Source organism: Nostoc sp. UIC 10890 (assembly GCF_054786515.1).
The window spans coordinates 3,265,715-3,291,761 of the sequence record NZ_JBSGKF010000001.1; the positions used below are offsets into that span (position 1 = coordinate 3,265,715).

Consider the following 26,047-nt stretch of genomic DNA (forward strand, 5'->3'; position numbering starts at 1 on the left):
GAGCTTGCTTGTTACATAAGAAACAAGCTGTTTCAGCATTAAAAAAAAGCAGATGGTCATAACCATCTGCTTGAATAAAAGATTCCTTCTCTCATTTACTTAGATACCAACTGATTAAGTGGAGCAACCCCAGCCAAATCTAAAATTGGCGCGATCGCATCTTCGCGTTTTACTGCCATCATGTGGACACCCTGACACAATTGCCGCGCTATTTGCACTTGCTCGGCGGCAATTTTTATCCCTTCTTCAAAAGGATCTTTAGCTTTTGCCAATCTATCAATAATATGTTGGGGAATATCTACACCCGGAACACATCTATTAATAAACTGGGCATTTTTTGCCGATTTCAACAGAAAAATTCCTGCCAAAATCGGTTTTTTATAACCAGCGGCAATGGTATCCATAAACTTTTCTAGCCGCTCAAAATCTGTAATCAACTGACTTTGAAAAAACTGCGCTCCAGCTTCAATTTTGCGTTCAAATCGACTTTGCAAACCTGACCAACTCTTACATTGCGGATCTACTGCTGCACCAACAAATAAATCTAATGCTCCATCAGTCAAGGGTTTTGCGTTGCAATCAACGCCTTGATTCATCTTCCGAATTAGTTGCAGCAGTCGCACGGCTTCCAAGTCAAACACTGCTTTGGCATCTGGATGATCGCCTGCTTTTACTGGGTCGCCAGTCAAAGCTAAAATGTTACGGATACCCAAAGCATGAGCGCCCATCAAATCAGCTTGTAAACCAATGCGGTTGCGATCGCGGCAAGCAATTTGACAAATCGGCTCTATACCGTTTTGTGACAAAATCACCGATGCCATTAACGAAGACATCCGTAATACTGCGCGGCTACCATCAGTAACATTGACAGCATGAACCCTTCCCTTAAGAGTCGCCGCCATTTGAATCATGTGCGCTGGATCTCCCCCTTTTGGCGGTGCTACCTCGGCGGTAACTAGAAATTCACCTGCTTGTACAGCTCTGCGGAAGGCTGTGTGGCTATGGGTGTGATGCATAAAATTAAGATTTTCAATTTCTTAAATGGTATAGCAAATCACACCGAAAAGGGAAAACTTAGAGAGGAAGAGAGTAGCCTAAAGCAGCTTTTACTTGTGATAAAGTTTGATTTGCGATCGCTCTAGCTTTTTCTCCTCCATCCCGCAACACAGACTCTAAATAGCTTTTATCTTCTGTTACCGACTGATATTTTTCTTGAATTGGTTTCAGAGACTCAATAATTGTGTCCGTCAACAATGGCTTGAATTGTCCCCAGCCCATATCCTGACACTCAACGGCCACATCTTCCTTTTTCTTCCCAGCAAGCAATGTATAGAGCGTTAACAAATTATTACACTCTGGACGCGCTGGATCATCAAAAGTCAGCCCCCGAATCGGATCGGTTTTGCAACGCTTAATCTTGTATTGAATCTGTTCTGGTGAATCTAGCAAACTGATTCGGCTTAACTCCGAAGGATCAGACTTCGACATTTTGCGTGTACCGTCCGCTAAACTCATCACCCTTGCCCCTTCCTTACGAATCAAAGGGTCTGGTAACTTCAGAACTGGTTGATCTGGTTTACCAAATTGGTGATTTAACCGAGCTGCAATATCCCGTGTCAATTCCAAGTGTTGCTTTTGGTCTTCACCCACTGGCACTTTATCCGCTTGATAAAGCAAAATATCAGCTGCCATTAGCACAGGGTAATCTAATAAACCTGCACTGACATTTTCTCCCTGCTTAACAGCCTTTTCCTTGAACTGGATCATGTCTTCCAGCCAGTTTAGAGGTGTAATGCAGTTAAGCAACCAAGTGAGTTCGCTGTGGGCCGAAACGTGGGATTGCACAAAGATGGTGGAGTGATTTAAATCAAGACCACAAGCTAGATAGAGAGCAGCAAGAGTGTAGGTATCAGCAGCCAACTGTTTTGGATCGTGTGGCACTGTAATCGCGTGCAAATCAGCCACAAAAAGGTAATTTTCGTATTCGCTCTGACCTTCTACCCAGTTGCGAATGGCTCCCAAGTAGTTACCTAGATGGTAATTGCCCGTTGGTTGAACTCCAGAAAGAACACGTTGCTTGCCCATAAATTCCAATTTAATTATCTCAAATCCGCGCTAGTAAAATGGCGATGTCTGGCGACAAGTCGCTTGCGCCTACACAAAACTCATTTAATTTTGACATTTTCCAGGTCAACTCGCCGTTGTGGGATGAGAGATTTTAACTCAACTCGGATTGCTATAAAAACTCTTCACGAAGGAAAACGATAACTTAGTGTGTTAACCACAGCTTGTTGAGTGGGCATTGCAATGCTTTACTGTAGTCTGTTGAAGTCGATGCAATCGCATTGTTAGTCGATGCAATGGCATTGTTAGTTGATGCAATGGCATTGTTAGTTGATGCAATGCCGTTGTTAGTCTATACAATGGCATTGTTAGTCAATACAATCGCATTGCAAGAGGTTGCGTTTACATAACACGGCAATACAAATACTAAATCGCAAAACGCCGCAATTAAACATGATTTCGACGTTTTATTACAACGGCGGTAATTCTGCTAATTAATTAAAAATTACATTTGCAGATGCAAATGTCTATCTAAAGACAGATAGATAAAGAATAGGGGTAATGGGATCGTAGCATCATCTCTGCAATCAGCATCCAAAACACGGATTGATCAAAAGTAAAAATTTTCCAACCAAAATTTAATTAGAGGACTACAGCAATGAAAGTACTCTTACTTTACCCCCGTTTTCCCAAAACGTTTTGGTCTTACGACGAATTCATGAAGATAGCGGGACTTAAAGCATTTATCCCACCGTTAGGGATTCTGACTGTTGCCGCTATGCTACCAAAAGATTGGGAAGTTCGGTTTTATGATCGCAATGTTAACCAAGAAACGGATGCTGATTGGCAATGGTGCGACATCGTAATTCTTTCTGCGATGCTTGCACAGAAAGAAGACTTTCTCGCTCAAATTCACAAAGCAGCACAACTAAAGAAAAAAGTTGCTGTAGGTGGCCCTTATCCAACCTCGGTGCCAGAACCCGCCCAAAAAGCAGGAGCTAACTATTTGATTTTAGATGAAGGAGAGATTACAGTTCCGCAATTTTTAGATGCGATCGCTAAAGGTGAAGAACAAGGAACATTTCGCGCCCTTGAAAAACCAGATGTCACCCAAAGCCCCATCCCTCGCTTTGATTTACTCAAACGAGATGATTACTTAATGATGGCAATCCAGTTTTCTCGCGGTTGTCCTTTTGAATGCGAATTCTGTGACATCATCAATCTATATGGTCGCAAACCACGTACCAAAGAACCCAGTCAAACTCTAGCAGAACTCCAAACCCTCTATGATTTAGGCTGGCGTGGATCTCTGTTCGTAGTAGATGATAACTTCATTGGCAATAAACGCAATGTGAAACGCCTCTTACAAGAATTAATTCCGTGGATGCAGGAACGCAATTATCCCTTCACCTTCCTGACTGAAGCTTCCGTCAACCTAGCAGAAGATCCTGAGCTATTAGAACTAATGGCTAAAGCTGGCTTCTACGCAGTCTTTTTAGGTATTGAAACACCAGATCAAGACAGCCTACAAGTCACTCGCAAGTTTCAAAATACCCGCAATCCCCTTTTAGAAGCCTGTCATAACATCAATGAAGCCGGGTTACTGATCTATGCAGGATTTATCATTGGTTTTGATGGCGAAAAGTCTGGTGCTGGAGAGCGAATTCAAGCTTTTATTGAAGAAACCAGCATTCCTCAACCGATGCTCGGTATACTGCAAGCCCTTCCCAATACTGCCCTTTGGGAAAGACTAAAACGAGAGGAGCGATTATTAGAAGGATTTGGAGGTTTGGAGGTGGGGGATCAGAATTCCTTAATGAATTTTGTTCCTACCCGGCCGATGGCTGAAGTTGCTAAAGAATATTTAGAGGCAATTTGGAAAATATACGAACCCAAAAACTATCTCCGACGTTGTTTTGAACAATGTCTGAAGATTACACCTAATCCCCAACTACAGCAGACGATGTATTTTCCTCCTGGCAAAGGACTGCGGCTACTTGTACACTTGCTGTGGCGACAAGGTTGGCAACGGCAGGAAATTCGGGGTCAATTTTGGCAACAGCTTTGGGCTATTCTCCGCACCAAGCCGCAATTTGTGAATATGTATTTGGGTTTATGTGCTGCTGGCGAGCATTTTTGGGAATACCGCCTTTTAGCCAGAGAGCGGATTACTGAGCAGTTAGGATTTGATCCGCTCACCACGCCTACCCCTGTTGAAAAACCATTAGTCACAATTTAAGATTATACCAATTTGAAAAAATAATGCGGCAAATAGTCTATTTGTAGAGACGCGATTCATCGCGTCTTTTAATTGAATGTCGAGCGATCGCTATTGCGTTTTTATAAATAGCGATCGCATTAATTTTGTTCACAAAAACCAAACTTTTAAATTTAAATTCGATTTACCTCTCTGCTAAACCCACCTGTCCTCCAATTAGCCCCAAAAATCCTGTTCCAGAGTGCTGAATCTCCAAAAAACTTGCTTGCTCTGATGAGCTTTTATAAATCCGAAATGTCTTCATAATTCCCAAGGTTGCAGCACTTTCTAGAGACCCAACAAAGCTAATATCCCGGTCAAGGAAATAAGTTTGATTAGCCCAATGAGTCATCTGATTTGCATTCAAAAAATAGCAGCCTGCGTGAGGATTGAGGGCACGACAAAAGGTAATTGATGTATTCATAATTGTACCTTTGAGTTCCTGTTGCTCCTGCACATTTTGAAAGGGAGCCGTTACTCGTAAAGCCAAATCCCCATCAATGTAAGCTTTGTTAACTAAACCGTAAGGGGAAACTTCATAACGATTTGGCTGGAGCAAATTTAAATCACCCGCTTGTTGAGTAAACCAGTTTAATTTTATAAAAAACCAAGGGTCATGGATAATTAGGTCATCTTCAAGAAAGCAGTAGTAATCATACTGACCGAGGCAACTTTGGAGAACAGCTTGGCATTCAAACCCTAAAAGCAGAGGTTCTACATTAGTAGAATGATGCTTGTATAAATGGGATGGTAAGGGAAGCTGATTCAGAAGATGATTATCTTTAGTTGTACAAATAACAATATCTAGTTCGTGAGACTGTGGCTGGTTAGCAGGGAAAGCTAGTCGTTGAGCGATGTTGATAATACTTTGAGACTTGCCAAATAATTGGTGTAAAGCAGTAAGGCTTTTAGTTAATGCCTGCAAACGCGGTTGCGGGTCTTTGTGTTGAGAAGCATGACGACCTTCACTACTAGGTTTGAAAAAATGGGCAATAGTAAAAATAATTCGCATTTTAAATATCGCTTATGTATTTATTTGTTATTTGTCATTTGTCATTTGTTATTTGTCATTTGTTAGTGAGCAACAAATAATAATTAATATGTTTCTTGCAAAAGCGTTATTTTCAGCTTTTTCTTGACACTATTACGTGAAATTAAAATATTTATGCAAGTGACCAATGACCAATGACTAATGACCAATGACTAATGACCAATGACCAATGACTAATGACTCCTACCAAATCCTTTAGAACTTGGGCGCTTTTTTAAACTCTCAGAACTTTTACCAGCAAACATCCATTGCAAATGCTGTGGTAACAGTTTCGCCAAATCATAACGCTTCAGAATTGTCGCTCGTGCATTCGCCCTAATTGCATTCATCTCTTGAGGATGATTCAGCGCCTCTTCAACCCTATTAGCAATATCTTGAGGAGAAAAGAAATCTACCAGCAATCCATTTACCCCATCCTGTACGACTTCTAATACTGGCTGAGTTTTAGAAGCTACTAGTAAACATCCTGCTGCCATTACTTCCAACATTGACCAGGATAAAACAAAAGGACGGGTTAAATAAATATGAGCAGAAGAAGCTTGCAAAACTTGAAGGTACTCATTATAAGGAAGCCTATCTGTAAAGTGCAGCCTCGATAAATCCAAAGATAATTTTTCCAACATTAATTGTTTATAAGTCTGACCATCGGGGAGATTCTTCCCATAAGCCACCCGATCTTCTCCCACAACTACTACATGGCACTTGGGCCTTCGCTGTTGAAGTAGCGCCACCGTTTCCATAAACTGCGGAAAACCTCTATAAGGTTCCATTCCCCGTCCCACGTAAGTTACCAATTCTTCCACATGAGAAAGGTCAAGATTTATTCTTGGTAAAACTAACTTTGCGCCTGGTTTGGGAACAAAATAATTGGTATCAACACCATCATGAATTACGGTGAGTTTGCTATGATATTCTTTGGGAAACTGTTGACGCTGCCAATTAGTTGGAGAAAGTCCGCGATCGCAGCTATATAAATCAGTCAAAATCGGCGTATTTTTCACGCGGATGCGGCATTCATCATCAGCATTCAGTGGTTCATTGGGATCAAAATCAGCATCGGAACCGTGAGCATGGTAAAACCACTCGAAGTAACACAATAATTCGGCTTTCGGGAAAACATCTTTCATAAATAAAGTTGGCCCCCAACCAGAATGACCATAAACTATATCTGGAACGAAACCCTCAGCTTTTAATTTTTCTGTTACGCGATAGACAGCCTGAGCAGTCAGAACAGCATTTTCCAGGCTGCGAACGTAGTGGTGAGTTTGAGGCGCAGCTTCACGAGAAGGAGTATAAATAGCTTTAAAAACGCCAGGTATTTCCCCTTCCCGACGATTCGTCCCAAAGACGACTTGGTGATTAGGATCTTTACCTAAAACTATCGCTAGGTTGCGAAATTGCGAGGGAAAATTGGGATGTAAAAATAAGATTTTCATTGGAATAATCTTGATTAATTTATTGCCAGATAAAATAAATTAAGGCAAGCTTTTTAAGATTATAAGATTATTTCTCACAATTTTTAGCAAGTAAATTTAGGTAAATGGTTGCCCGAAAATGCGAAAATAATCGCAAATTCGTGTTATGACCATGAAATTTATTGGCATTGATTTAGGCTGGCGATCGCAACCAAGTGGGCTATGTTGTTTAGAATTGATAGATGGACAACTACAACTACTCGATCTAGACCGCAAAGAAGCCATTGCAGACATCCTCATCTGGATCGATCAAAGTGTACAACCAGAAGAACCAGCTATCATTGCCGTAGATGCACCTACCCTTATACCCAACGCCACCGGGAGTCGCCTCCCCGATAAACTTAGCCACAAATACTTTGGTAAATATCATGCGGGATGCTACCCAGCTAATCAAAACTTACCCTTTGCAGAGCGGACCATCAACTTTGGCTTAGAATTAGAATCACGCGGTTTTGCACACGCACCCACCATTGAACCGCAAAAACTCAGCAGATATCAAATAGAAGTCTTCCCACACCCAGCAATCGTTAACCTATTCAACTTAGAACGCATCCTCAAATACAAAAAAGGACGCCTCAGTGAACGTCGCCTAGAACTAATTAAACTCCAAAATTATCTTCTCGATATCCTTCCCTCCTTCTCTCCTCCTCTGCGCTTCTGCGGTTCCTTCGTTCTCGAAATCCCCAGCACAGGCGCGGCCCTCAAAGCAACTGAAGATAAACTAGATAGCTTAATTTGCGCCTATGTTGCTGCATATTGGTGGTATTGGGGAGAACAGCGTAATCTCGTATTAGGCGATCGCACCACTGGCTACATTATCATCCCCCAGAGAATATTAGCCTAAAATTGTAATATCCTAAGATTTAACTCAAAGAGGTTTTATGCAAGGAGTTAGTTCTAATTTGAGTTTAAAAGAGCTTTATGAAATTGATGATCATCTCTGGTTAGAGGAAACAATCAAGCTATTGAAAGCTAACCATTTAGAAGAATTAGATTTAGAAAATTTAATCGAGGAGCTAGAAAATTTGGGTCGGAGAGACAAAGCCAAGGTTGCTAGTTTATTAGAACAAATTATTAGACATCTTTTATTGTTGCAATATTGGACAGAAGAAACTCAATATAATTCTGGACATTGGAAAGCAGAAGTTAGAAGTTTTAGAAATCAATTAAAACGTAATTTGACAACGAACTTATATCAATATTTAGAAAATGAACTAGTATCAATTTATGATGATGCTTTAGGATATGTAGTTGAGAAAACCGAGGGGAAACTAAATAATTTGCCTCAATATTGTACTTATACCTTAGAACAGCTAGTAGATATTAATTATCTACCTGAAAACTTTTAAAATAAAAGGCGTTGCTAAACTTAAATCAGCAACGCCTAATCTTGAGTATTCAATAACTACCCAGCACTCTTACTCTGCCCAAGCAATCAACCTTGGTTCATAGGGATTAGCTAGGTGTGGATTTTTCGGCAAGACACGCAACGATAAGCCTTGCAAACCAGAAGCGGTATAAGTAATATTACCCGTGTAAACGCTCAATTGTTGTGCATCCTCACCTTGGTAATCCATCACCACTGGTATAGCATTGACAATTTCACCATTGGCATCGATCGCACCTTGATATAACTCCACCTGCACATCATCATTTGTCAAAGTTGCTAAGTCAACCTTGGCTTTGACGGCAACGGTTTGGTTAACCTCAATGTCTGCAGCTGCTGATACGTCAACATCTTTGATTCTGATGTTGAACCAGTGTTCGCTGAGTTTTTCTTTCCAAGCAGCCAGTTCTTTGGCTGGGGCATAGTTATCAACAGTCAGGGTATGATAGCGATCGCTAGCTGGGAAGTAAGCCCTTTGTGCATATTCTCCTACCATCCGCGCTGTATTAAAGAAGGGACAATTCAACCGAATTGCATCCTTCATTTTGGCAACCCACGGACGGGGTAAGCCATCACTATCGCGATGTTCGTAAAATAGCGGTACAACTTCCTTTTCTAACAACTCGTAGAGCGCATTTGCTTCTACTTCATCTTGGTAGTTAGGATCGTCGTAATTCTCTCCATGTCCAATCGCCCAGCCTGTGCGGACGTAATCAGCTTCATCCCACCAGCCATCTAGTACACTTAAATTCGGCAAGCCATTCATTGCGGCTTTCATACCACTTGTACCAGAGGCTTCCCGTGGACGACGCGGTGTGTTTAACCAGATATCGCAACCCGCAACCATCAGTCGGGAGATGTGAATGTCGTAATTAGGAACAAACACTACCTGTTTTTCTAAATGTTGTTCGCGGATAAAGTGATTGATATCGCGGATGAGTTCTTTACCGGGAATATCCTTGGGATGTGCCTTACCAGCAATCACAAACTGTACTTTCCGGTCTTTATTAGCCAGCAGAAGCCGCTTAATGCGTTCCAAATCACGCATCCAGAGAGTGGCGCGTTTGTAAGTGGCAAAGCGACGAGCAAAGCCAATGGTGAAAGCGTAAGGATCTAAAACTTCTTGGGCTTGGACAATTTCGGAGGCGGAAGCGCCGCGATCGGTCAAATGCTTGACCAAATGCTCTCGCACATACAAAATCATATCCAAACGGCAACGTTCATGATTGCGCCACAATTCCTCATCGGGTATGGCATCCATCCGCTCCCACAATGGGCTATCTGGTGGTGCTGATGACCAATTTGGGCCGAGATAGCGATCGTACAATTCTTGAGTCGATTTCGCCACACAACTCCGAGCATGGACACCATTAGTAATTGCTGCGATCGGCACTTCCTCTACTGGCACTTTCTGCCACAAGCCCTGGAACATTTGCCGTGACACCACACCGTGGAGTTGTGCGACACCGTTAGAAAATGTTGCCATTTTCAGTGCCAGCACCGCCATACTGAAAGGCCCAGATAAATCGCCTGTATTCTCACGCCCCAGTCCTAAAAATTGCTCTTTGGGCAACCCAAATATCTCTGCATAGTACCCCAGGTAGTACAACATTTTCTCGGGAGCGAACAAGTCAATTCCCGCGGGTACTGGCGTGTGGGTAGTAAAGATATTGCTGGAAGCTACCACTTGTCTAGCTTGAGCATAATTCAGTCCTTCTTCCTGAATCAGTAAGCGGATGCGCTCTAGGGCGGAGAAGGCAGCGTGACCTTCATTCATGTGGTAGGCGGTAACTTTTAGTCCCAAAGCTTTGAGCATTTGCACGCCACCGATCCCCAGCATGATTTCCTGGTGGATACGCATATCGATGTCGCCACCGTACAACTGATCTGTAATGTCGTGGTCGTAAGTGTTGTTCGGTTCAATATTGGTGTCCAGCAGATACAGGGGAACCGTTCCTACCTGTACGCGCCAAACTCTGGCATACACCTTGCGTCCTGGATAATCTACCGCAATCCGCAGTTCCGAACCATCGGCATTGCGCTCTAAATGCAAGGGCATATTATAGAAATCGTTGAGCAGGTAGCGTTCTTGCTGCCAGCCATCAGCATTGAGATACTGAGCAAAGTAGCCTTGCTGATACAGTAAACCTACACCGACAAGTGGTAACCCCAGGTCACTGGCAGATTTGAGGTGATCCCCCGCCAGAACGCCCAAGCCCCCAGAATAGACCGGCAAACAATCTACAAGTCCAAATTCCGCCGAAAAATAGGCGTAGCATTCTTTGGGTTTTTGCTCCCGTTGTTTCTGATACCAAGTGCGCTCTTGCAAATAATCGTCTAACTGACGGTCAGCTCGATCCATTTGCGCTAGAAAGCCTTCATCTTCAACAACTTCCAGAAGCCGCGATTGAGATATGGTACCCAGCATTAACACCGGGTTATGATGGCTAGACTCCCATAGGTCAGAGTCTAAGCGACGAAATAAATCTTTACTCTCAACGTTCCAATCCCAGTGCAAATTATATGCTAGCCGCCGCAGTGGTTCGAGTCGCGGTGGTAGTGAGGGGGATACGTTAAATGTACGAATTGGCTGCATAGGTTGGCAAAACTCCAAGTTTAGCTATGGTTATTGTTTACTCTCTTTACCAATGTTGCCAATTCTTTATACAGTAGTTTGTGAAAAAGCGATGACTTTGTTAAGCATTGAGAATTTTTTTAACCTCGTTGCTAAAGTTTACACCAAGGTGTTTCTAATTCTGTGTCCTACTCTCAGCCATGTACTTGGTATATTAAAATTTAATCATTGAGTGGCATATATCACTTAAAAAAAATCTAGTTTGGAATAAATAATTTATATTTATTTTAGTATTGCTTCCGGGGATCAATTATTGGGTCTTAGCTGAGGGTGAAAATTCCTCATAGCTGTGTACAGGAAAGTTAAATTTTTAATTATTTCTTAATAAAATTGCACTCATTAAAGAAGCGCTGTCAGAAGGCAATAGGTAGATCCGCAGAGTGTTGTAGATAAGGCAGAACGTAAATGCCATCAATAATCGGATTGAAAACTGTACCAAGCAGTTAAGCAGGAAAAGGGATGCCTACAGCGGGCTACGCCTACGCTAACTACTTGGTATTAAATATTGATACTAAAGCAGGAAAATAACCTATTAGGGTGTCATCTTATGCACCTAATGAAGGCTGATCTTTAGTATTCTTTGTCATCGTTAGAGCTACAGCGGCTGCATAAGCAATCTCAGCTGCCATTTGATAAGCAAGTTTGATACTTGATGAAGCGTCTTTGGCTTTAGGAGAGAGGGAAGCTTTTTTTCGGCGCGACTCTTGTTTGACATCACCCGCCACAATAGCTCGCTGTAAAATGATCCAGGCATCTAGGTCTTCTGAGTCATAATTACTTTGAAGCTGCGATCGGATTTGGTCTTCGGCTACAACACTTAGATAGCCGATAGTTAGAGCTTGTTGCACAATTTCTTTAATTAAAGCCATAATTTGAACCAAGTGTGTGAGTTAAAACCGATACCTCAATTCGAGCAATTTGATGTTATTTTGTGGGCTTCTCCTGGAAACTAAGCTACGTTTCAGCTTTCTTTTAATAAAATTTATAACAAGTACTACCAAGGACACATCACCCGCTTGGCTCACCCGAATGGGTGATTTACAAACTTTTAGATATAAGTAATAGAGAAGAGGAAAATTTTTAGCTTTTTCAGGAATAGAGTGTCATAAGTATAGTAGATATCATTCTGAGTTTAACACCCAATCATAAAATTACTTGCATAAGTAACTGTAGAAATATAGACAAAAATACTAATTAACCACTTACAGCATTTTTTAAATTCACCGTCTTCAATAGATTGTATCTAGGTGTATACAATTATTTCAGAGTAGCGTAGACTTTACCCGCCGCAGGCATCACTCCCGTAAAAAAGTTAACTAGTTTCCAGTATTCTCATCAAAAAGCAGCCTAGAAATCAACTTATTTCATGAGAGTGTTCCACTAAAAATAAAATGTGTTATCGTTAAAAACAATTGTTATTAAAAGCAATTCATTTAATTACAAACGTGAATTGGCTAGTGTGTAAATCATCCGTGTGCAACATGATTGGAGCAGCATACTCTAGAAATTCGTTGCAAGAAAGCCGTCATAGCAGTCGGGGAAGCGCTTACTTGTTTGCACCGATGGTTAACTTCAATGTGATGGCTGATGTGGGAGATAATCCACCCTAATTGGGTTTTACTTGGGCAAAAATACCCAGAAAAATCCAACAATAATTACATTGTTATGCTAGGCATAAATTTTATCTAAACTTTGAATATAGTCTAGTTAAATGTATTTTTTGTTGCAAATAGCTTGTGGAACTGAGTTTTTTTAAAAGACTAAAACCGCTTGAGAGTAAATAGCCTCAAGGTAAATAACTCTATCCCTAGTTACGTAAAAAGCTTTTCAAATTTGCCGGATAACCAAAAAAGTATCCTACCTAAACCAGCAAATTTTCCCATCAGACAATTTAATAGTCTGAGTTTTGACTCTGCAATGCACTTAAATTGTTTTGTTAATTGAACTGGTTAAAAAGAAGCTCAATTTTTACGTACATACATATAGTATAAAAGCTTCTAAAGACTTAACACAATTGTGCATATCAATTGAGTAATTCTATACACCTAAGTGCGAGAATTGCTCACCTAGTCAAAGCCAGAATTTGGTTTTTCAAATATTGGAAAACCATCTAAAAATATTGGGGAATTTAGGTAATACTGCCAATTTACTTCCTGTGTTAATAAATACTAACACCGTTGGTATTGGCAGAAGATTAGGATACAGCCAAAACAACTTTCAACACTGTCACCAACAATTGATTTAAGAGATATGTAGCCATGCATAACGAGCAATATTTTTCAAAGTTGCAGCGCGTGCAAGAACTTTTAGTAACTACGGTGTTAGGAGATATTCCAACACTTATTCTGGGGCCAAAGTTGCGTAATTTGGGATATCGGAGTATTTTTGCCCAGATAGGCAGCCCAGTATATATTCAAAATGGTGTTGAATTTAACGGTACTTCTTGTATTGAGATAGGCAGTGGAGTCTATATTTTCAAGGGTGTGCGGATGGATGCTAGAGGACACAAAAATAATAGAATTCATCTGGGAAATAGAGTCGCTATTGAGCGTAACGTTGATATAGGGTCTTTGGAAGATACATCTATACGTATTGATGAAGACACCTTTATTGCTCCTAACGTGTGTATTGAGGGACCAGGAGACATTAGAATTGGTAAACACTGCTTGATTGCTGCCCATTCTGGGATATATGCCAATAATCATAATTTTGCCGATCCGATGAAGCTGATTAAATACCAAGGTGTTACTCGTAAGGGAATTGTAATTGAGGATGATTGTTGGCTAGGACATGGAGTAACAGTATTAGATGGCGTTACTATCGGCAAAGGAAGCGTTATTGGTGCGGGAGCAGTTGTCAATAGAGATATTCCTCCTTTCTCCGTTGCTGTCGGTATACCTGCACGAGTAATCAAAAACCGAATTGGCAAAGATCTAGCAAAGGTTCAAGCTGAGAAATAGTGGAATGGGGAATGGGGAATGGGGAATGGGGACTGGGGACTGGGGATAGTAATTATTTCCTCTGTAACCTATCCTTTTTTTTAGAAACTTTTGCCGTTAGTCAACGTCACAGGAGTAAAAAGTCTCTGAGTTATTTCCTAAGGGCATCTAAAAGTCAGACAACTGAGTATCTTGCACTATTCTCAATAAGCGTAGGATAGGATAGACACCACCACTCCCCAATCCCCAGTCCCCAGAGTCCTCTAAAAAAGGGACGAGATTTGGGTAATATAAAGTAGCTATCTTTTCTGCATGGCAGATACCGAAAGAAAAGCTTTCTTTGTTTTACCCGTTGGAGATATTTCTATGCTGACTTTAAAAATCGCTGTTTATATTGTTGTTGCCTTCTTCGTAACTATCTTCATCTTCGGATTTTTGTCGAACGATCCCGCTCGTAACCCCGGCCGTCGGGATTTAGAGTAAAAGGGCGATAAATCATCCGCGACTTTGGAAGGCGGAAAATACTAAACGCCACGGAAACTTACTAATTTACGCTTAGTAAGTTTCTTCCTCCAGGTAGCTTGCTGTAGATAGCAGAAGGCGACAGTCGGAAGGCAAAATGTATGTTTAACCTTTCCTTCGTCATTTGGCTGTTTGTTAGCCCGATTTTGCTCAAATATGCTTCATCCAGTTCTGCCACCCGATCCGCCTCCTATCGTTGAATCTTTACAACCTGTAAATCCCACCTCATCTGCTAGTCATACAAAGTTTCTTTCAGGTGTAGATACTGGAATACACGAAAAGACAGACAAATCCAAGCAGCCCAAGCTTTTGGCCCAGTTGGCAATTGCGGACAACACCAAAAGTGATCTGCAATTACCAACTCCGATCAATTCAACTCAGGATGACTTGGTAGTTGCCCAAACTCCCTCTGTACCTCATTCACCAGAAATCTTCCCACCAGAAACTTCCCCACTTACCGATTCTGGAACCGCCGCACTTTTGGGGCAGTCACTCGTCGTTGGTCATTCCACGCAGGAGGTTAAAACCTCTAATCGCCAAGAGAAAGAAGACACAAAGATAAGTTCGAGCGTCGGCGTTCGGCACTCGGAAATTCTAAGATCGGCGCTGCGTAAACGGCAGATAGAAAGAGAAGCCACTGAGTTGCCAAAAAAAGTTGGAGCGGAGGCTTCCCATCTAGACGCAAAAGGTAAACCTTCTGAAAAACTCGGTGAGCGATATCTAACGACAAGCCGCTTTGCGTCTACGCCAATTTCCAACTCTAGTGGAAAAAAACAAACCTTTTTGGACTCTGGTAGCTTTATTCCTGTTGTTGCCCAATCTCCGCGCCCTCTTCAAATTCCTCCAATTCCCACCAACAACAAATTAGTCGAGTCCAAGGCGGAAATTTTAGCTGAGAAGTTAACTCCACAAAAACAGCAAACTGATATTACTGCACAACAGTCTCCTGTTAGAGACAATATCTCTGTATCTGCTGCTGATCTTGCGCCGAGTTCTGAATCAGTACAAAATTTTATAAAATTCACATCTCGCAACCCGACAAACCAACTCTCAGTGCCCATCACTGTAGAATTCAAGTCGCAAGTTCAGCAACTAAGCCAAGCACCAACGCCGACACCAGAGGACAACACTACTAATCAACCACAAGGTCAACCATCTGGTACAACTGCACCACCTACCACGCCGCCAACCGGGCCGAGAATTGTGGAAGTCACTTCAGATCGCCAGGAGTATGACGAGCAAAGGCGAATTATTACAGCTGTAGGTAATGTAATTGTGCGATTTGATGGGGCAGTGGTAGATGCCGATCGCCTGCAAGTCAATTTGGACAACTTGATTGCTGCGGGAGAAGGCAATGTAACGTTAACACGGGGCGATCAAATACTGCGCGGACAACGCTTTACCTATAACTTTGTTCAAGATAGTGGGGAACTGGAAAATGGTAGAGGAGAAATTTATGTACCCTCAGCACAAACAGATTTTGCTTTTTCACCCACAGCTATAAGTGCTGGTGGAGTTTCAAAACGTCCGCCGAGCGATCGCATTAGAGCCAATCAACCCCTTTCCGGTGTGAGTAGCCCTGGAGGAATTGATGTGACAATTGGTGGTCAGTCAGACGCTAGCAACATCCCGCCACCGAAAGCTGGGGGTGCAGTCAATCGGCTCAGATTTGAAGCTGAACAAATTGACTTTTATCCGCAAGGCTGGCAGGCAAGGGATGTCCGCATCACCAACGATCCGTTTTCGCCTCCAGAATTAGAATTACGCGCAAATACAGTAACTTTGACGCGAGAATCACCCTTGGTAGACCGGATCAGGACACAGGGGCAGCGTTTGGTATTGGATCAAACAGTCTCCTTACCAATTCCCCTGAATGAGCGTACTATTGACCGCCGAGAGCGGGACGTTTCACCTGCAATCGTCTCCCCCGGCTACGATGGAGAAGATCGGGGAGGTTTGTATATTGAGCGTGGCTTTCCAATAATCGATACAGAGCAAACTCGTTGGACGATCACGCCCCAGTTATTATTACAGAGAGCTGTGCAAGAAGGCACGGGTGATTTAGGCGCACTCTTTGCAGTGAAGACCAAGATAAAATCTGTTTTGAGTCCACGGACGATAATTCAGGGAACTGGGGAGTTAACTAGTTTTAACTTGAATGACGTGGAAGAAAATTTGCGAGTGAATTTAGGACTGAGCCAAACATTAGGCACTTCTCTTCCCCACACATTGAATGTGCAATATAACTACCGCGATCGTCTCTACAACGGTACTCTGGGTTTTCAAACTGTCCAGAGCAGTTTTGGCGGCATTATTAGCTCTCCTGTAATTCCTTTAGGAAAAAGTGGCATCAACCTCAACTACCAGGCAAGTGCCCAGTATATTGATGCCAACACCGATCGCCAAGACTTGCTAGAACCAGTACGGGAAAACAATCGCATCTCACTTGGTCGTGTACAAGGAAGTGCTACCCTCAGTAGAGGGCTGTTGCTGTGGCAGGGAAAACCATTACCATCCACTGCCACTGAGGGATTACGATACACGGCTACGCCTGTAGTTCCTTACTTGCTAGCGATCGCTAGCCTTACAGGCACTACCAGTTCTTATACCAATGGTGATAACCAAAGCACCCTAACTGGTACGATTGGCTTACAAGGGCAAATTGGTCATTTTTCTCGACCTTTTTTCGACTATACCGCCTTTAATGTCAGTTTTTCTCAAGGCTTAAATAGCGGATTATCACCCTTTTTGTTTGACCGCTCCGTTGATAACAAAGTATTGAGCGCTGGGATATCACAGCAAATCTACGGCCCTTTTCGCTTAGGCTTTCAAACATCTGTGAACTTGGATACTGGTAGAGAAAGTAGCACCGATTACATTTTGGAATATAGCCGCCGTACCTATGGCATCACCTTACGTTACAATCCGGTGTTGGAGTTAGGCGGCATCAGCTTCCGAATTAGTGATTTTAACTGGGGTGGCGGCACTGATCCATTTTCGGAAGTTAAGCCAGTAGTGGGCGGCGTGCAACAGGATAATTAGGTCTTGCTGAATAAATTGTCTATTTTTTGCCCAGTCTAAGGACTTGGGACGACTCAACAGCGGATCGCACAATTGGTTGATCCACCGCCAGGTATTCTCAGGTTGGCATAGTCGCCACCTAGTTGAACACGTGAAGGTGGTTGGTGTAGGGTTACACAGCATCTTTGAACTACGGCTTGGTACTCTCGCCATTGCTTGCGGATTGCTATGCTGGCGGCATCATCACCTAAGTCTGAAAATCTTAGGCCTGCTCGAATCAGCCAAGATTCTACGTCAGTTGTTTCACCAAGTATTTCGGGAATGGGATTAATCTTTTCCATGAGTAATATCTTTTACACATATTCAAAATTGGTAATTTAACTTTAAGAAAAACTATTGAGAATAGCCAATATCATTTTTTATCAAAATCATCAATAAAAATGATTCATGCCTGAGTTTTTATACTCAGGCATGACAGAATGAATTACTATTACGGCTGGCAAACATCATTGCTTTCGCTTCCGAATAAGCTATTTTCTAGCTCGTAATCACTAGAAACGATAGCCTAATCCGGCTTGGAAGCTGACGGCATCAGCATCACTATTTCTGTAGGCGTCAATGCCCCATTTAGTATCGCCATAGGCGATGACATTGTTGCTAACTTCTGATTCAATACCAAGGGTGACTACAGGTGCATTCTGATTGCCCAATGGGGTTTTTTGACCTTCGTCAGTTACAAAAGAATAACCACCACCAAAGTAAACGTTAGTGTTTCTGGCGATGGGCGCGTCGTAAGTCACTATGGGCATAATTGCAGCAGCATCACCACCATACAGCACAGAACCCCGCAGTGAAACAGGCGCATTGGGCATGGCGTAACGTCCCTGAATATTGCCACCAAATTGTGCTCCATCGTTTCCTTGTCCGCCACTGGTTGCACCAGCTGCAACACCAGCACCAATGTAGTTACCGTTAGTACCAGCTGTTTGAGCAGATGCAATGCCGGCTGAAAGGACAATGGAAGCAACAGCAAGTGCAGAGGCAGCTAATTTTGTAAGTTTCATAGGATTCTTCTCACCAGAGTTAGTTAAAGTCAATGTTCTCTAGTACTAGAATCTCTTTTTTTACAAAATGTAACCTCGCACACCTGGCTCACCCGATTGGCTGAATTATTTCTCACCTACTTGGGTGTACCCACTGAGCAATTCAAAGTTATTTTTTTAAAAAGCGTTGACGTAGACGAGATGTGAAAATATTCACCTCTGGTATTTTCATCCATGAAGCGATCGCAGCAAACACCGCAATTCCCACGAAGCCAGAGATACATAACTGCAACAGCAAAACCACTAAACCCGTTTTACCTAACAACTGTTGCGTTGCAACTAAAGTTCCATAGCTTGCCACCCCAGCTACCACACTACCAGCAGTCAAACCCAGAATTGGCAAACTCCACTCACGCCAAGGTAAACCATTCAGTTTGCGATCGAGTAACCATAACAGCATCAACAGGGAACTGCAATTTACACCCACTGTTGCTAACACCAAACCAGGAGCACCAAAAGGCCCAACTAAAATCCAATCGAGCGCAGCATTGAGAAAGATGTTAAAGGTACTGATGCGAAAAGGTGTCTGTCCATCACCCAAGGCATAAAATACCCGCACCAAGACATCACGCCCCAAATAAGCAAACATCCCAATACCGTAAACAATTAGCAACTCGGAAACTAGCTGCGTAGCATCTTGCTTGAAAGCACCCCGCTCATATATTACCTGGACAATAGGTACAGATAGCACTACCATCAACGCTCCTAGAGGTAGCATGGTGACAGCACTAAGTAGGAGTCCCTGACGAATACGTATTTTCAGATCGTCCCAATTTTCTGGTTCGGCAAGTTTGGCAAATATTGGTAACAGAGGCAGCAAAATGATATTAGAAATAATCCCTAAAGGAGTTTGCACTAGCAAATTGGCATAGTTAAAGCCAGCAGCAGCACCAGGGATAGGACTGGCAAAATAAAGCACAGTAGCAAAGTTAATTGGCATCATCCCGGAAGAAATTGTTGCCGGAGTCATGATTCTAATCACTTCTTGAACACCTGGGGATTTAAAATCAAACCGCAGGCGTAACGTACCTAATCCTAACCGCCACTGAACAATTAGCTGCACCAGCCATTGGAGAATTGCTCCTGCCAAGGTTCCCCAGGCTAAGACCATACCACCGATTAAAGCGTATTCTGGCTTGATAATGTCCTTGCCCACTTGCATGGTCATGAAAGCAATGCCGATAATAACGGTAATGCTGGATAACAGAGGGCTGATGGAGAGCAACCAATATTGATTAGCTGCATTGAGAGTACCGAAGCCAATGCCAATTAATCCTGAGAATAAAGCCATCGGTGCCATAATGCGGAGTTGTTGAATGGCGATCGCTCTGGTTGTCGCCTCCAAGCCATGACCAACTAAATCAATGATCGTATCCGCAAAGAAAATCTGAGCGACTGTCACCAGCAACAGCACTCCAGCCACCAGCGTTGTCACGGTTTCCACTAGGGGAGCCGCTTCTTCTCGCCGCCGCTTCGCTAAAACGCTGACAATTGCACTGTGTAACGGCCCATTTACGCCACCAAGTAATATTAATAGAAAGCCAGGGATAACATAGGCATAACTATAGGCAGTGGCAGCAGCACCAACACCAAAAGCCGCAGCGATCGCTTGCTGCCGCACTAAACCGAAAATTTTACTAATTAATGTGGCTGCGGCAACAATGCCAGCAATTCCAGCGAAAGAACGAGAGGGTTTTTGGTCTTGTTGTGTCACGAATATTATCCGACAACTCTTGCAGAGTGCATACTGTGAACTACCCCGCCGTCTAGGCGGACGGGGCTTCCCAATTCATCGGGAATAGCCTCCAGGACTCCGTAGTACTAGAAAGTCTGACATTCCCTCCAAGGGCAGAAGTCCTGGTTCCCAAGACCCAAATCTTCCTCTTGCAACATATACCGATTAGCTTAGTTTTCGCTTGTGGCATTGATGGTCAAGACACTAATTATAATATCCGAAAAATTAGTGATTCCTGAAATCCCGCAGTCTGTCAGGTAAATTTTGACAAATTAGTGATTTTAAGTGCGTTCGTCCTTGGCAAAGCGATGCCTACGCTCAAAACAAAATTACCGCACAATGTAAGCTTAATTCAATTGGCTCCTAGTAAGCGTATTGAGCCGCTTACTAAAAACCTTTAATGATTTATTTCTTCTATTATGTACAAGCCAAAATTATTTTTAACAAATTAACAAGATAGATCAAGAAACGGGAACTATAGCAATAACCATCTTCTGGAAAATAGTTGAATACTGTAAAAATTTGCAGTTTGTCATATTTTTAACACCATGAAGTTTGGTACTAGGAACTCTTGTATAAAAACGACATAATCCAGAGCAATGGAACCCAATTCAAATTTCACGGAAAATCAACTTCTCTTGTCAAGCGCTCAACTTCAAGAGCAACTAGAGCAACAAAGGGCTTTGGCGAGTGTAATTGTCCGAATTCGGGAGTCTCTTGACTTAGAAACAATTTTTCAAACGACCGTTACACAAGTGCGTCAGTTGCTAAATGCTGACCGAGTAGCAGTCTTCCAGTTCGACCGTGAACAAAACTGGGAAGGAGAATTTGTTTCTGAGGATGTTGCAGTTGGCTGGGACTCAGCAATGGCAGTAAAAGTTTACGACCACTGCTTTGGAGAACAATTTGCTGCCAGTTATCAACAAGGTCGAGTCCAAGCAGTAGCAGATATTTACAACGCAGGGCTGAGTGATTGTCATGCGGCAATTTTGAGTAAATTTCAGGTAAAGGCCAACCTTGTTGTTCCTTTATCGCGCCAGAAGGAACTGTGGGGATTGCTTTGCATCCATCAGTGTAGTCAGGCTCGTGACTGGAAAGAATCGGAAATTGAGTTTATTCGTCAAATTGCTGACCATCTTGCCGTTGCTATTCAACAAGCAAAGCATCTCCATGAAGTCCAATTACAAGCCGCAAAATTGGCTCAAGCCGCTCAACGCGACCAAGTAATCGCTCAGATTGTCGATGAAATTCGCTCACCTCTTGATATTGAAACCATCTTTAAAACCACAACTAAAGAAATACGCAAGCTGCTGCAAGCTGACCGAGTTGCCATCTTTAGTTTCAATCCAGATTGGAGTGGTAATTTTGTTGCTGAATCATTTGAGGAAGACTGGATTCCCTTAGTTGGCATTGAGCCTGCGATCGCTGATACTTATTTACAACAGACGCAAGGCGGACGTTATGTTAACAACCAGACGTTTACAGTTAATGACATTTATCAAGCCGGATTAACAGACTGCCATATAACGCTGTTGGAGCAATTTCAAGCAAAAGCCTTTGCAACTGCGCCTATTCTCCAAGGAGATCAACTTTGGGGAATCATCGCTGCCTACCAAAATGCCTCACCCAGACAATGGCAATCTTATGAAGTCGAATCACTAACCAAAATCGGCATACAAATTGGTGTGGCCTTGAGACACTATAAGTTGTTGGCACACGCTCAGTACCAAGCAGAGCAACAAAAAACATTAACTAGCGTAATTACTCGAATTCGGGAATCCCTAGATTTAGATACAATCTTCCAGACCACTGTCACCGAGGCGCGGCAAATGCTGCAAGCAGACCGAGTGGCAGTATTTCGTTTTGACCCTCAAAAAGATTGGGAAGGAGAATTTATTTCTGAGGATGTTGTAGCTGAATGTAGCTCGGTAATAGCAGAAAAAGTTTATGATTATTGCTTCGGTGAAAACTTTGCACCTCTTTATGCCCAAGGTCGAGTAAATGCGATCGCTGACATTTATCAAGGAAAGTTTCCAGGTTGCTACGTTCAAATCCTAGCAAAATTTCAAGTGCGAGCAAATATGGTCGCACCTCTATTGAAAAAAGGCGAACTTTGGGGATTGCTATGTATTCACCAATGCACCGCTCCTCGTTACTGGCAACCCTCTGAAATTGAATTTGCCAGTCAAATAGCCGAGCAATTGGGAGTCGCATTAAAACAGGATTCTTATTTAAAGCAAGTACAAATACAGGTTGTCCAGTTAGCAGAAGCCACTGAACGCGAGAAAGCAATGGAACGACAAGAATTGCTGGCTGCAACTATTGATAAAATCCGCCAGTCACTCGATATTAAAACTATTTTTAGAACCACTACTCAAGCTGTGCGAGAGTTGCTCGAAGTCGAGCGAGTTGCAATTTACCGCTTCAACCCTGATTGGAGTGGTAAATTTGTGGCAGATTCCTTTAAAGATGGTTGGAAACCAGTTGCACAAACCCAACCAACGATTATAGAAACTTTTGAGGATACAGACGACGATAACGAACTTCCGCGTAATGAAACCTTTGTGCCGATTCGGGAAGGTGAGAAATTATGGGGATTATTAGTTGCTTATCAAAATTCGCAACCGCGTTATTGGAAAGAGGAGGAAATTAATTTACTAGCTCAAGTCGGGGTGCAATTGGGAATAGCGATTCAGCAAGCGGAATTATTAGAACAAACTAAACGTCAAACCTTAGAGCTTACTCAAACTTTGCAAGAATTAAAACAAACTCAGACTAGATTAATTCAGGGTGAAAAAATGGCAGGATTAGGACAATTACTGGCTGGAGTTGCCCATGAAATCAACAATCCTATCAGTTTTATTTTTGGCAATCTTATTCATTTAAATGAATATACTCAAGAACTGCTAAAGGTAGTGAAACTTTACCAACAAAATTCCTCATTGTCGCCAACTGTCCAAGAGCAAATTGACAAGACTGATTTAGACTTTCTCATCGAAGATTTACCCAAAACCCTTGAATCAATGCAAGTAGGAACAGAGCGGATTTGTGAGATTGTGCTATCGCTGCGTAACTTTTCTCGTACAGATGAGGCTGAATTAAAGCCAGTAGATATTCATGAGGGCTTGGATAGTACTTTGTTAATCTTAGGGCATCGCCTCAAAAATAATATTGAACGCCCAGCTATTGAGATTGTTAAACAATACGATGATTTCCCTTTGCTGGAATGCTATCCCGCGCAATTAAATCAAGTATTTATGAATCTTTTGAGTAACAGTATTGATGCATTAGAGGAAAAATTTAACACTATACAGCAAAGGTATTTGAAATTATTGCAAACGTGTCCAAAAATACCTTTAACTATCTGGATTAGTACGCAAGCTGTTCATAACCAGATTGTAATTAGAATAGCTGATAATGGTCTTGGGATTCCAGAAGAAGTGCGATCGCACATGTTTGATCCCTTCTTCACCACCAAAGAACCAGGTAAAGGTACAGGATTAGGATTGTCTATTAGCTATCAAATAATAGTTGAAAAACATCATGGTCAGATTAAATGTTCTTCTAAACCAGGAGAAGGAACAGAGTTTTTAATTGAAATTCCCAATGGTTTTTAGGCTCAACGCGGGGATTCTTTACCTACAACCCAGACTATCTCGCGTTGACACACCTGTAACTGGATTTACGCCATCAGCTCTTTCACACAGCAGCGACACTTGATAACGGTCAATTAAAGCATCGGTAAAATCAGCACCAGTGACATCAGCATCAAAAAAGCGGCTGCGGGTCAAAGTTGCTTCTGTAAAAATGGCATTTTTCAGGTTAGCACCATCCATAGTGACGCGATCGACTAAAGCGCCGTTCAAGTTCGCACCTTCCAAATTTGCTTTTAACAAAACGCCTTTAGTCAGAATTGCGTTGGTTAAATTCGCTCCTTGGAAATTCGTACCCCGCATTTCTGCTGCTACAAAAGTCACACCTGCCAAATCAGTATGAGAGAAGTCACGATTTTCTAAATTTATATTGTTGTAGTTAATTGTGTTGATTTGAGCAAAAGCCGGTTGAGGATTAAGTATTATCCACAAAAAGGCTAGTATCAAAATCGCTATCAAACCAAAAAAGCGCAATAAAATCTTTTTCATAACTTTATTATTTGTCAGTAGTCCTTTGTCATTAGTCCTTTGTCATTTAACCAATGACTAATGACTAATGACTAATGACTCTTAGCTATTTCCAATCTTTACCAATCCGAATTGTGAGATCAGATTCTAAATCACCGATCGCAGACACTTCTATTTGACCCAAGCCTAAGACTTTTTGCAAATCAACTCCAGCTCGTCGGTTGCCTTTTTGGACAACAATCTGAGTTTGACGTTGGGTATCTGGCCAATCAGGCACTTTGTAAATATTAGTAAAGCCTTTCTGTTTCAGATAAGCAATAACTTTTTCAGTTAGCTGAGGTTGATTGGAAGCATTTTGAATAGCAATTTTGAGGTTAGGAACCTGACGCATATCTGGCTTCAGACCAGGTACATTTACCCCAACATAATCATTCAACAGGCTCTGTTGTCCAGTCATATTTAGCCAATAGCTATCAGGGTCTTTGCTAAAACGGCTAAAGGTACCAGGCAACACGGTCATTTGGAAGTTATCCCGATCTAGGTTGAGACCGAAGTTCACCAACGCCATCATCTCTTCTATCTTCAGGTTGGTATCAAAGTATTTTCGCATCAAGCGAGTTAATTGAGGCAACCTGGGTAAAATAGTGGGACTATTGAGGCGTTGTAGCAATGCTGCTGTTAGTGCTTGCTGACGCTGCACTCTTGGCAAATCTCCCAAACCTGGTTCGCGGAATCGGGCAAACTGTTCTGCTTGTTCGCCGTTGAGGGTTTGCCAGCCACTGACTAAATTAATTGACAGCCGACTGCTGGAGTCTTTATATTCCATTGATTGGGGAACAAAGACTTCTACTCCGCCTAACTGATCGACTAACTGCCGTAAGCCACTGGTAGAAATACGGATGTAGCGATGGATTGGGGCGTTGTTTAAGGTACGACTAACTACCCGTGCTGCCAAGACTGGGCCGCCTTGGGCATTGGCATCAGATACCTTAGTTAATCCCTTTTCTCCCTTTTCGGGGATAGCAATCATCGTATCTCTGGGAATGGAAAGCACCCGTACAGATTTTTCACTAGGGTTAAGACGTACCAGCAGCATGGAATCGCTTTTTCCAGCAAAGCTTTCTGGAGAGCCATCAACCGTACCGCTGACTGGTTCAATCCCCATAATCAAAATATTCATCGGTCGGGAAAGCTGGTACTGGGAGAGTTTTCCCCATAACTCGCCTGGTAGTGGGATTTTTATCTCGTCTTTACCAGCAGTTCCTAAATCTTCATCTGTTCGATCTAGGTTGCTCCACAAAGGAGTCCACAGCGCTAAAGTTGATACCAGTAGCCCAGATAAAATGACACCGATAACAACCGTCATAATCCACAACAGCCATCGAGGCATGGTTAAGCCCAGTCTCTCGTAAAGCTGATTGGGAATTGCACCCACAGATTCGACGACGCTACGGTTCGGATTCGCTGGTGGGTTTAGTTCGACCTCCTCCTCCTCTGAGTCGGCTACTGGTACAGGTGTTACTTGATTTTCCGTTCGTTGAAGTTGCTGCGATCGCACTTCACTTTCAAAGTCTACTACTTGCTGAGATGTAACCGGATTTTCCGACCATTCGACTTGTTTTATCACAATTATCTCCCCACTCAACCACTCCCTAAAAGTATGTTAATCCAAGCTACAAATATTGCCAGTGGAAAAGCTCACTGTAAACTTGTAATGTTCTTCGGTAGGCGTGTATG

19 protein-coding genes are annotated in these 26,047 nt (G+C 42.4%); 8 read left to right on the plus strand and 11 right to left on the minus strand.

The features are described from left to right. Positions 1 to 95 precede the first annotated feature (95 nt). Entirely contained in the window at positions 96 to 1,016 is a 921-nt protein-coding gene (locus ACWATR_RS13225) for a methylenetetrahydrofolate reductase (RefSeq protein WP_460332853.1), read from the minus strand. Between the two features lie 58 nt (positions 1,017 to 1,074). Beyond that, positions 1,075 to 2,085 carry a tryptophan--tRNA ligase gene (gene trpS / locus ACWATR_RS13230; RefSeq protein ID WP_435020836.1) on the minus strand — a complete coding sequence of 337 codons (1,011 nt, stop codon included), beginning with the start codon at positions 2,083 to 2,085 and terminating at the stop codon, positions 1,075 to 1,077. A 637-nt stretch (positions 2,086 to 2,722) separates the two neighbouring features. On the opposite strand from trpS, the gene ACWATR_RS13235 reads away from it, so the two are divergent. After that, the gene (locus ACWATR_RS13235) at positions 2,723 to 4,303 is read left to right on the plus strand and encodes a B12-binding domain-containing radical SAM protein (protein WP_460332857.1); all 1,581 of its coding nucleotides are present in this window, start codon (positions 2,723 to 2,725) and stop codon (positions 4,301 to 4,303) included. A 163-nt stretch (positions 4,304 to 4,466) separates the two neighbouring features. Here ACWATR_RS13235 and ACWATR_RS13240 read toward each other — a convergent pair whose 3' ends face one another. After that, a complete protein-coding gene (locus ACWATR_RS13240; RefSeq protein WP_460332860.1) occupies positions 4,467 to 5,333 on the minus strand; it encodes a calcium-binding protein in 867 nt (288 codons plus the stop codon). A gap of 212 nt (positions 5,334 to 5,545) precedes the next feature. After that, a complete protein-coding gene (locus tag ACWATR_RS13245) occupies positions 5,546 to 6,808 on the minus strand; it encodes a glycosyltransferase family 4 protein (protein ID WP_460332863.1) in 1,263 nt (420 codons plus the stop codon). Between the two features lie 151 nt (positions 6,809 to 6,959). Between ACWATR_RS13245 and ACWATR_RS13250 the strand changes: the two genes are divergently transcribed. Together ACWATR_RS13250 and ACWATR_RS13255 are read left to right on the plus strand one after the other, a co-directional pair. Further along, the gene (locus ACWATR_RS13250) at positions 6,960 to 7,691 is read left to right on the plus strand and encodes a DUF429 domain-containing protein (protein ID WP_460340388.1); all 732 of its coding nucleotides are present in this window, start codon (positions 6,960 to 6,962) and stop codon (positions 7,689 to 7,691) included. Between the two features lie 37 nt (positions 7,692 to 7,728). Next, on the plus strand, positions 7,729 to 8,196 hold the full coding sequence (locus ACWATR_RS13255) for a DUF29 domain-containing protein (protein ID WP_460332866.1): 468 nt from the start codon (positions 7,729 to 7,731) through the stop codon (positions 8,194 to 8,196). A 69-nt stretch (positions 8,197 to 8,265) separates the two neighbouring features. On the opposite strand, the gene glgP is transcribed toward ACWATR_RS13255, so the two are convergent. Together glgP and ACWATR_RS13265 are read right to left on the minus strand one after the other, a co-directional pair. After that, positions 8,266 to 10,830 (minus strand): alpha-glucan family phosphorylase, encoded by a 2,565-nt coding sequence (gene glgP / locus ACWATR_RS13260; RefSeq protein WP_460332869.1) that lies wholly within the window; start codon positions 10,828 to 10,830, stop codon positions 8,266 to 8,268. 584 nt (positions 10,831 to 11,414) lie between these two features. Continuing rightward, the gene (locus tag ACWATR_RS13265) at positions 11,415 to 11,738 is read right to left on the minus strand and encodes a hypothetical protein (protein WP_460332872.1); all 324 of its coding nucleotides are present in this window, start codon (positions 11,736 to 11,738) and stop codon (positions 11,415 to 11,417) included. Positions 11,739 to 12,350: 612 nt separating this feature from the next. On the opposite strand from ACWATR_RS13265, the gene ACWATR_RS13270 reads away from it, so the two are divergent. The 4 genes from ACWATR_RS13270 to ACWATR_RS13285 all read left to right on the plus strand — a co-directional run bounded on the left by ACWATR_RS13270 (position 12,351) and on the right by ACWATR_RS13285 (position 17,372). Continuing rightward, positions 12,351 to 12,479, plus strand: a complete 129-nt coding sequence (locus ACWATR_RS13270; protein ID WP_256091202.1) for a hypothetical protein — start codon at positions 12,351 to 12,353, stop codon at positions 12,477 to 12,479. Positions 12,480 to 13,127: 648 nt separating this feature from the next. Further along, a complete protein-coding gene (locus ACWATR_RS13275; RefSeq protein ID WP_460332875.1) occupies positions 13,128 to 13,829 on the plus strand; it encodes an acyltransferase in 702 nt (233 codons plus the stop codon). 345 nt (positions 13,830 to 14,174) lie between these two features. Continuing rightward, on the plus strand, positions 14,175 to 14,291 hold the full coding sequence (locus ACWATR_RS13280) for a photosystem II reaction center protein I (RefSeq protein ID WP_041566417.1): 117 nt from the start codon (positions 14,175 to 14,177) through the stop codon (positions 14,289 to 14,291). 195 nt (positions 14,292 to 14,486) lie between these two features. Beyond that, complete coding sequence (locus ACWATR_RS13285) at positions 14,487 to 17,372, plus strand: DUF3769 domain-containing protein (RefSeq protein WP_460332878.1); 2,886 nt, start codon at positions 14,487 to 14,489, stop codon at positions 17,370 to 17,372. A gap of 53 nt (positions 17,373 to 17,425) precedes the next feature. On the opposite strand, the gene ACWATR_RS13290 is transcribed toward ACWATR_RS13285, so the two are convergent. The 3 genes from ACWATR_RS13290 to murJ form a co-directional block, all read right to left on the minus strand. Next, a complete protein-coding gene (locus ACWATR_RS13290) occupies positions 17,426 to 17,692 on the minus strand; it encodes a hypothetical protein (RefSeq protein WP_460332881.1) in 267 nt (88 codons plus the stop codon). A gap of 210 nt (positions 17,693 to 17,902) precedes the next feature. Continuing rightward, entirely contained in the window at positions 17,903 to 18,415 is a 513-nt protein-coding gene (locus ACWATR_RS13295) for an outer membrane beta-barrel protein (RefSeq protein ID WP_460332883.1), read from the minus strand. A gap of 148 nt (positions 18,416 to 18,563) precedes the next feature. Beyond that, positions 18,564 to 20,168: a murein biosynthesis integral membrane protein MurJ gene (murJ, locus tag ACWATR_RS13300; protein WP_460332886.1), complete on the minus strand. Its 1,605-nt coding sequence runs from the start codon at positions 20,166 to 20,168 to the stop codon at positions 18,564 to 18,566. 620 nt (positions 20,169 to 20,788) lie between these two features. Between murJ and ACWATR_RS13305 the strand changes: the two genes are divergently transcribed. Then, positions 20,789 to 23,806, plus strand: coding sequence for a GAF domain-containing sensor histidine kinase (locus ACWATR_RS13305; protein WP_460332889.1), 3,018 nt, complete (start codon positions 20,789 to 20,791; stop codon positions 23,804 to 23,806). An 18-nt stretch (positions 23,807 to 23,824) separates the two neighbouring features. Here ACWATR_RS13305 and ACWATR_RS13310 read toward each other — a convergent pair whose 3' ends face one another. Further along, positions 23,825 to 24,331 (minus strand): pentapeptide repeat-containing protein, encoded by a 507-nt coding sequence (locus tag ACWATR_RS13310; RefSeq protein WP_460332892.1) that lies wholly within the window; start codon positions 24,329 to 24,331, stop codon positions 23,825 to 23,827. 85 nt (positions 24,332 to 24,416) lie between these two features. Further along, positions 24,417 to 25,937 (minus strand): LCP family protein, encoded by a 1,521-nt coding sequence (locus tag ACWATR_RS13315; protein ID WP_460332894.1) that lies wholly within the window; start codon positions 25,935 to 25,937, stop codon positions 24,417 to 24,419. Between the last annotated feature and the right edge of the window lie 110 nt (positions 25,938 to 26,047).

Coding starts and splice junctions, on each gene's coding strand:
- ACWATR_RS13265 (WP_460332872.1), bottom strand. CDS start 11,738: ATGGCTTTAATTAAAGAAATTGTGCAACAAGCTCTAACTATCGGCTAT.
- glgP (WP_460332869.1), bottom strand. CDS start 10,830: ATGCAGCCAATTCGTACATTTAACGTATCCCCCTCACTACCACCGCGA.
- ACWATR_RS13245 (WP_460332863.1), bottom strand. CDS start 6,808: ATGAAAATCTTATTTTTACATCCCAATTTTCCCTCGCAATTTCGCAAC.
- ACWATR_RS13235 (WP_460332857.1), top strand. CDS start 2,723: ATGAAAGTACTCTTACTTTACCCCCGTTTTCCCAAAACGTTTTGGTCT.
- ACWATR_RS13240 (WP_460332860.1), bottom strand. CDS start 5,333: ATGCGAATTATTTTTACTATTGCCCATTTTTTCAAACCTAGTAGTGAA.
- ACWATR_RS13280 (WP_041566417.1), top strand. CDS start 14,175: ATGCTGACTTTAAAAATCGCTGTTTATATTGTTGTTGCCTTCTTCGTA.
- ACWATR_RS13250 (WP_460340388.1), top strand. CDS start 6,960: ATGAAATTTATTGGCATTGATTTAGGCTGGCGATCGCAACCAAGTGGG.
- trpS (WP_435020836.1), bottom strand. CDS start 2,085: ATGGGCAAGCAACGTGTTCTTTCTGGAGTTCAACCAACGGGCAATTAC.
- ACWATR_RS13305 (WP_460332889.1), top strand. CDS start 20,789: ATGGAACCCAATTCAAATTTCACGGAAAATCAACTTCTCTTGTCAAGC.
- ACWATR_RS13225 (WP_460332853.1), bottom strand. CDS start 1,016: ATGCATCACACCCATAGCCACACAGCCTTCCGCAGAGCTGTACAAGCA.
- ACWATR_RS13285 (WP_460332878.1), top strand. CDS start 14,487: ATGCTTCATCCAGTTCTGCCACCCGATCCGCCTCCTATCGTTGAATCT.
- ACWATR_RS13270 (WP_256091202.1), top strand. CDS start 12,351: ATGATTGGAGCAGCATACTCTAGAAATTCGTTGCAAGAAAGCCGTCAT.
- ACWATR_RS13310 (WP_460332892.1), bottom strand. CDS start 24,331: ATGAAAAAGATTTTATTGCGCTTTTTTGGTTTGATAGCGATTTTGATA.
- ACWATR_RS13275 (WP_460332875.1), top strand. CDS start 13,128: ATGCATAACGAGCAATATTTTTCAAAGTTGCAGCGCGTGCAAGAACTT.
- ACWATR_RS13255 (WP_460332866.1), top strand. CDS start 7,729: ATGCAAGGAGTTAGTTCTAATTTGAGTTTAAAAGAGCTTTATGAAATT.
- ACWATR_RS13295 (WP_460332883.1), bottom strand. CDS start 18,415: ATGAAACTTACAAAATTAGCTGCCTCTGCACTTGCTGTTGCTTCCATT.
- ACWATR_RS13290 (WP_460332881.1), bottom strand. CDS start 17,692: ATGGAAAAGATTAATCCCATTCCCGAAATACTTGGTGAAACAACTGAC.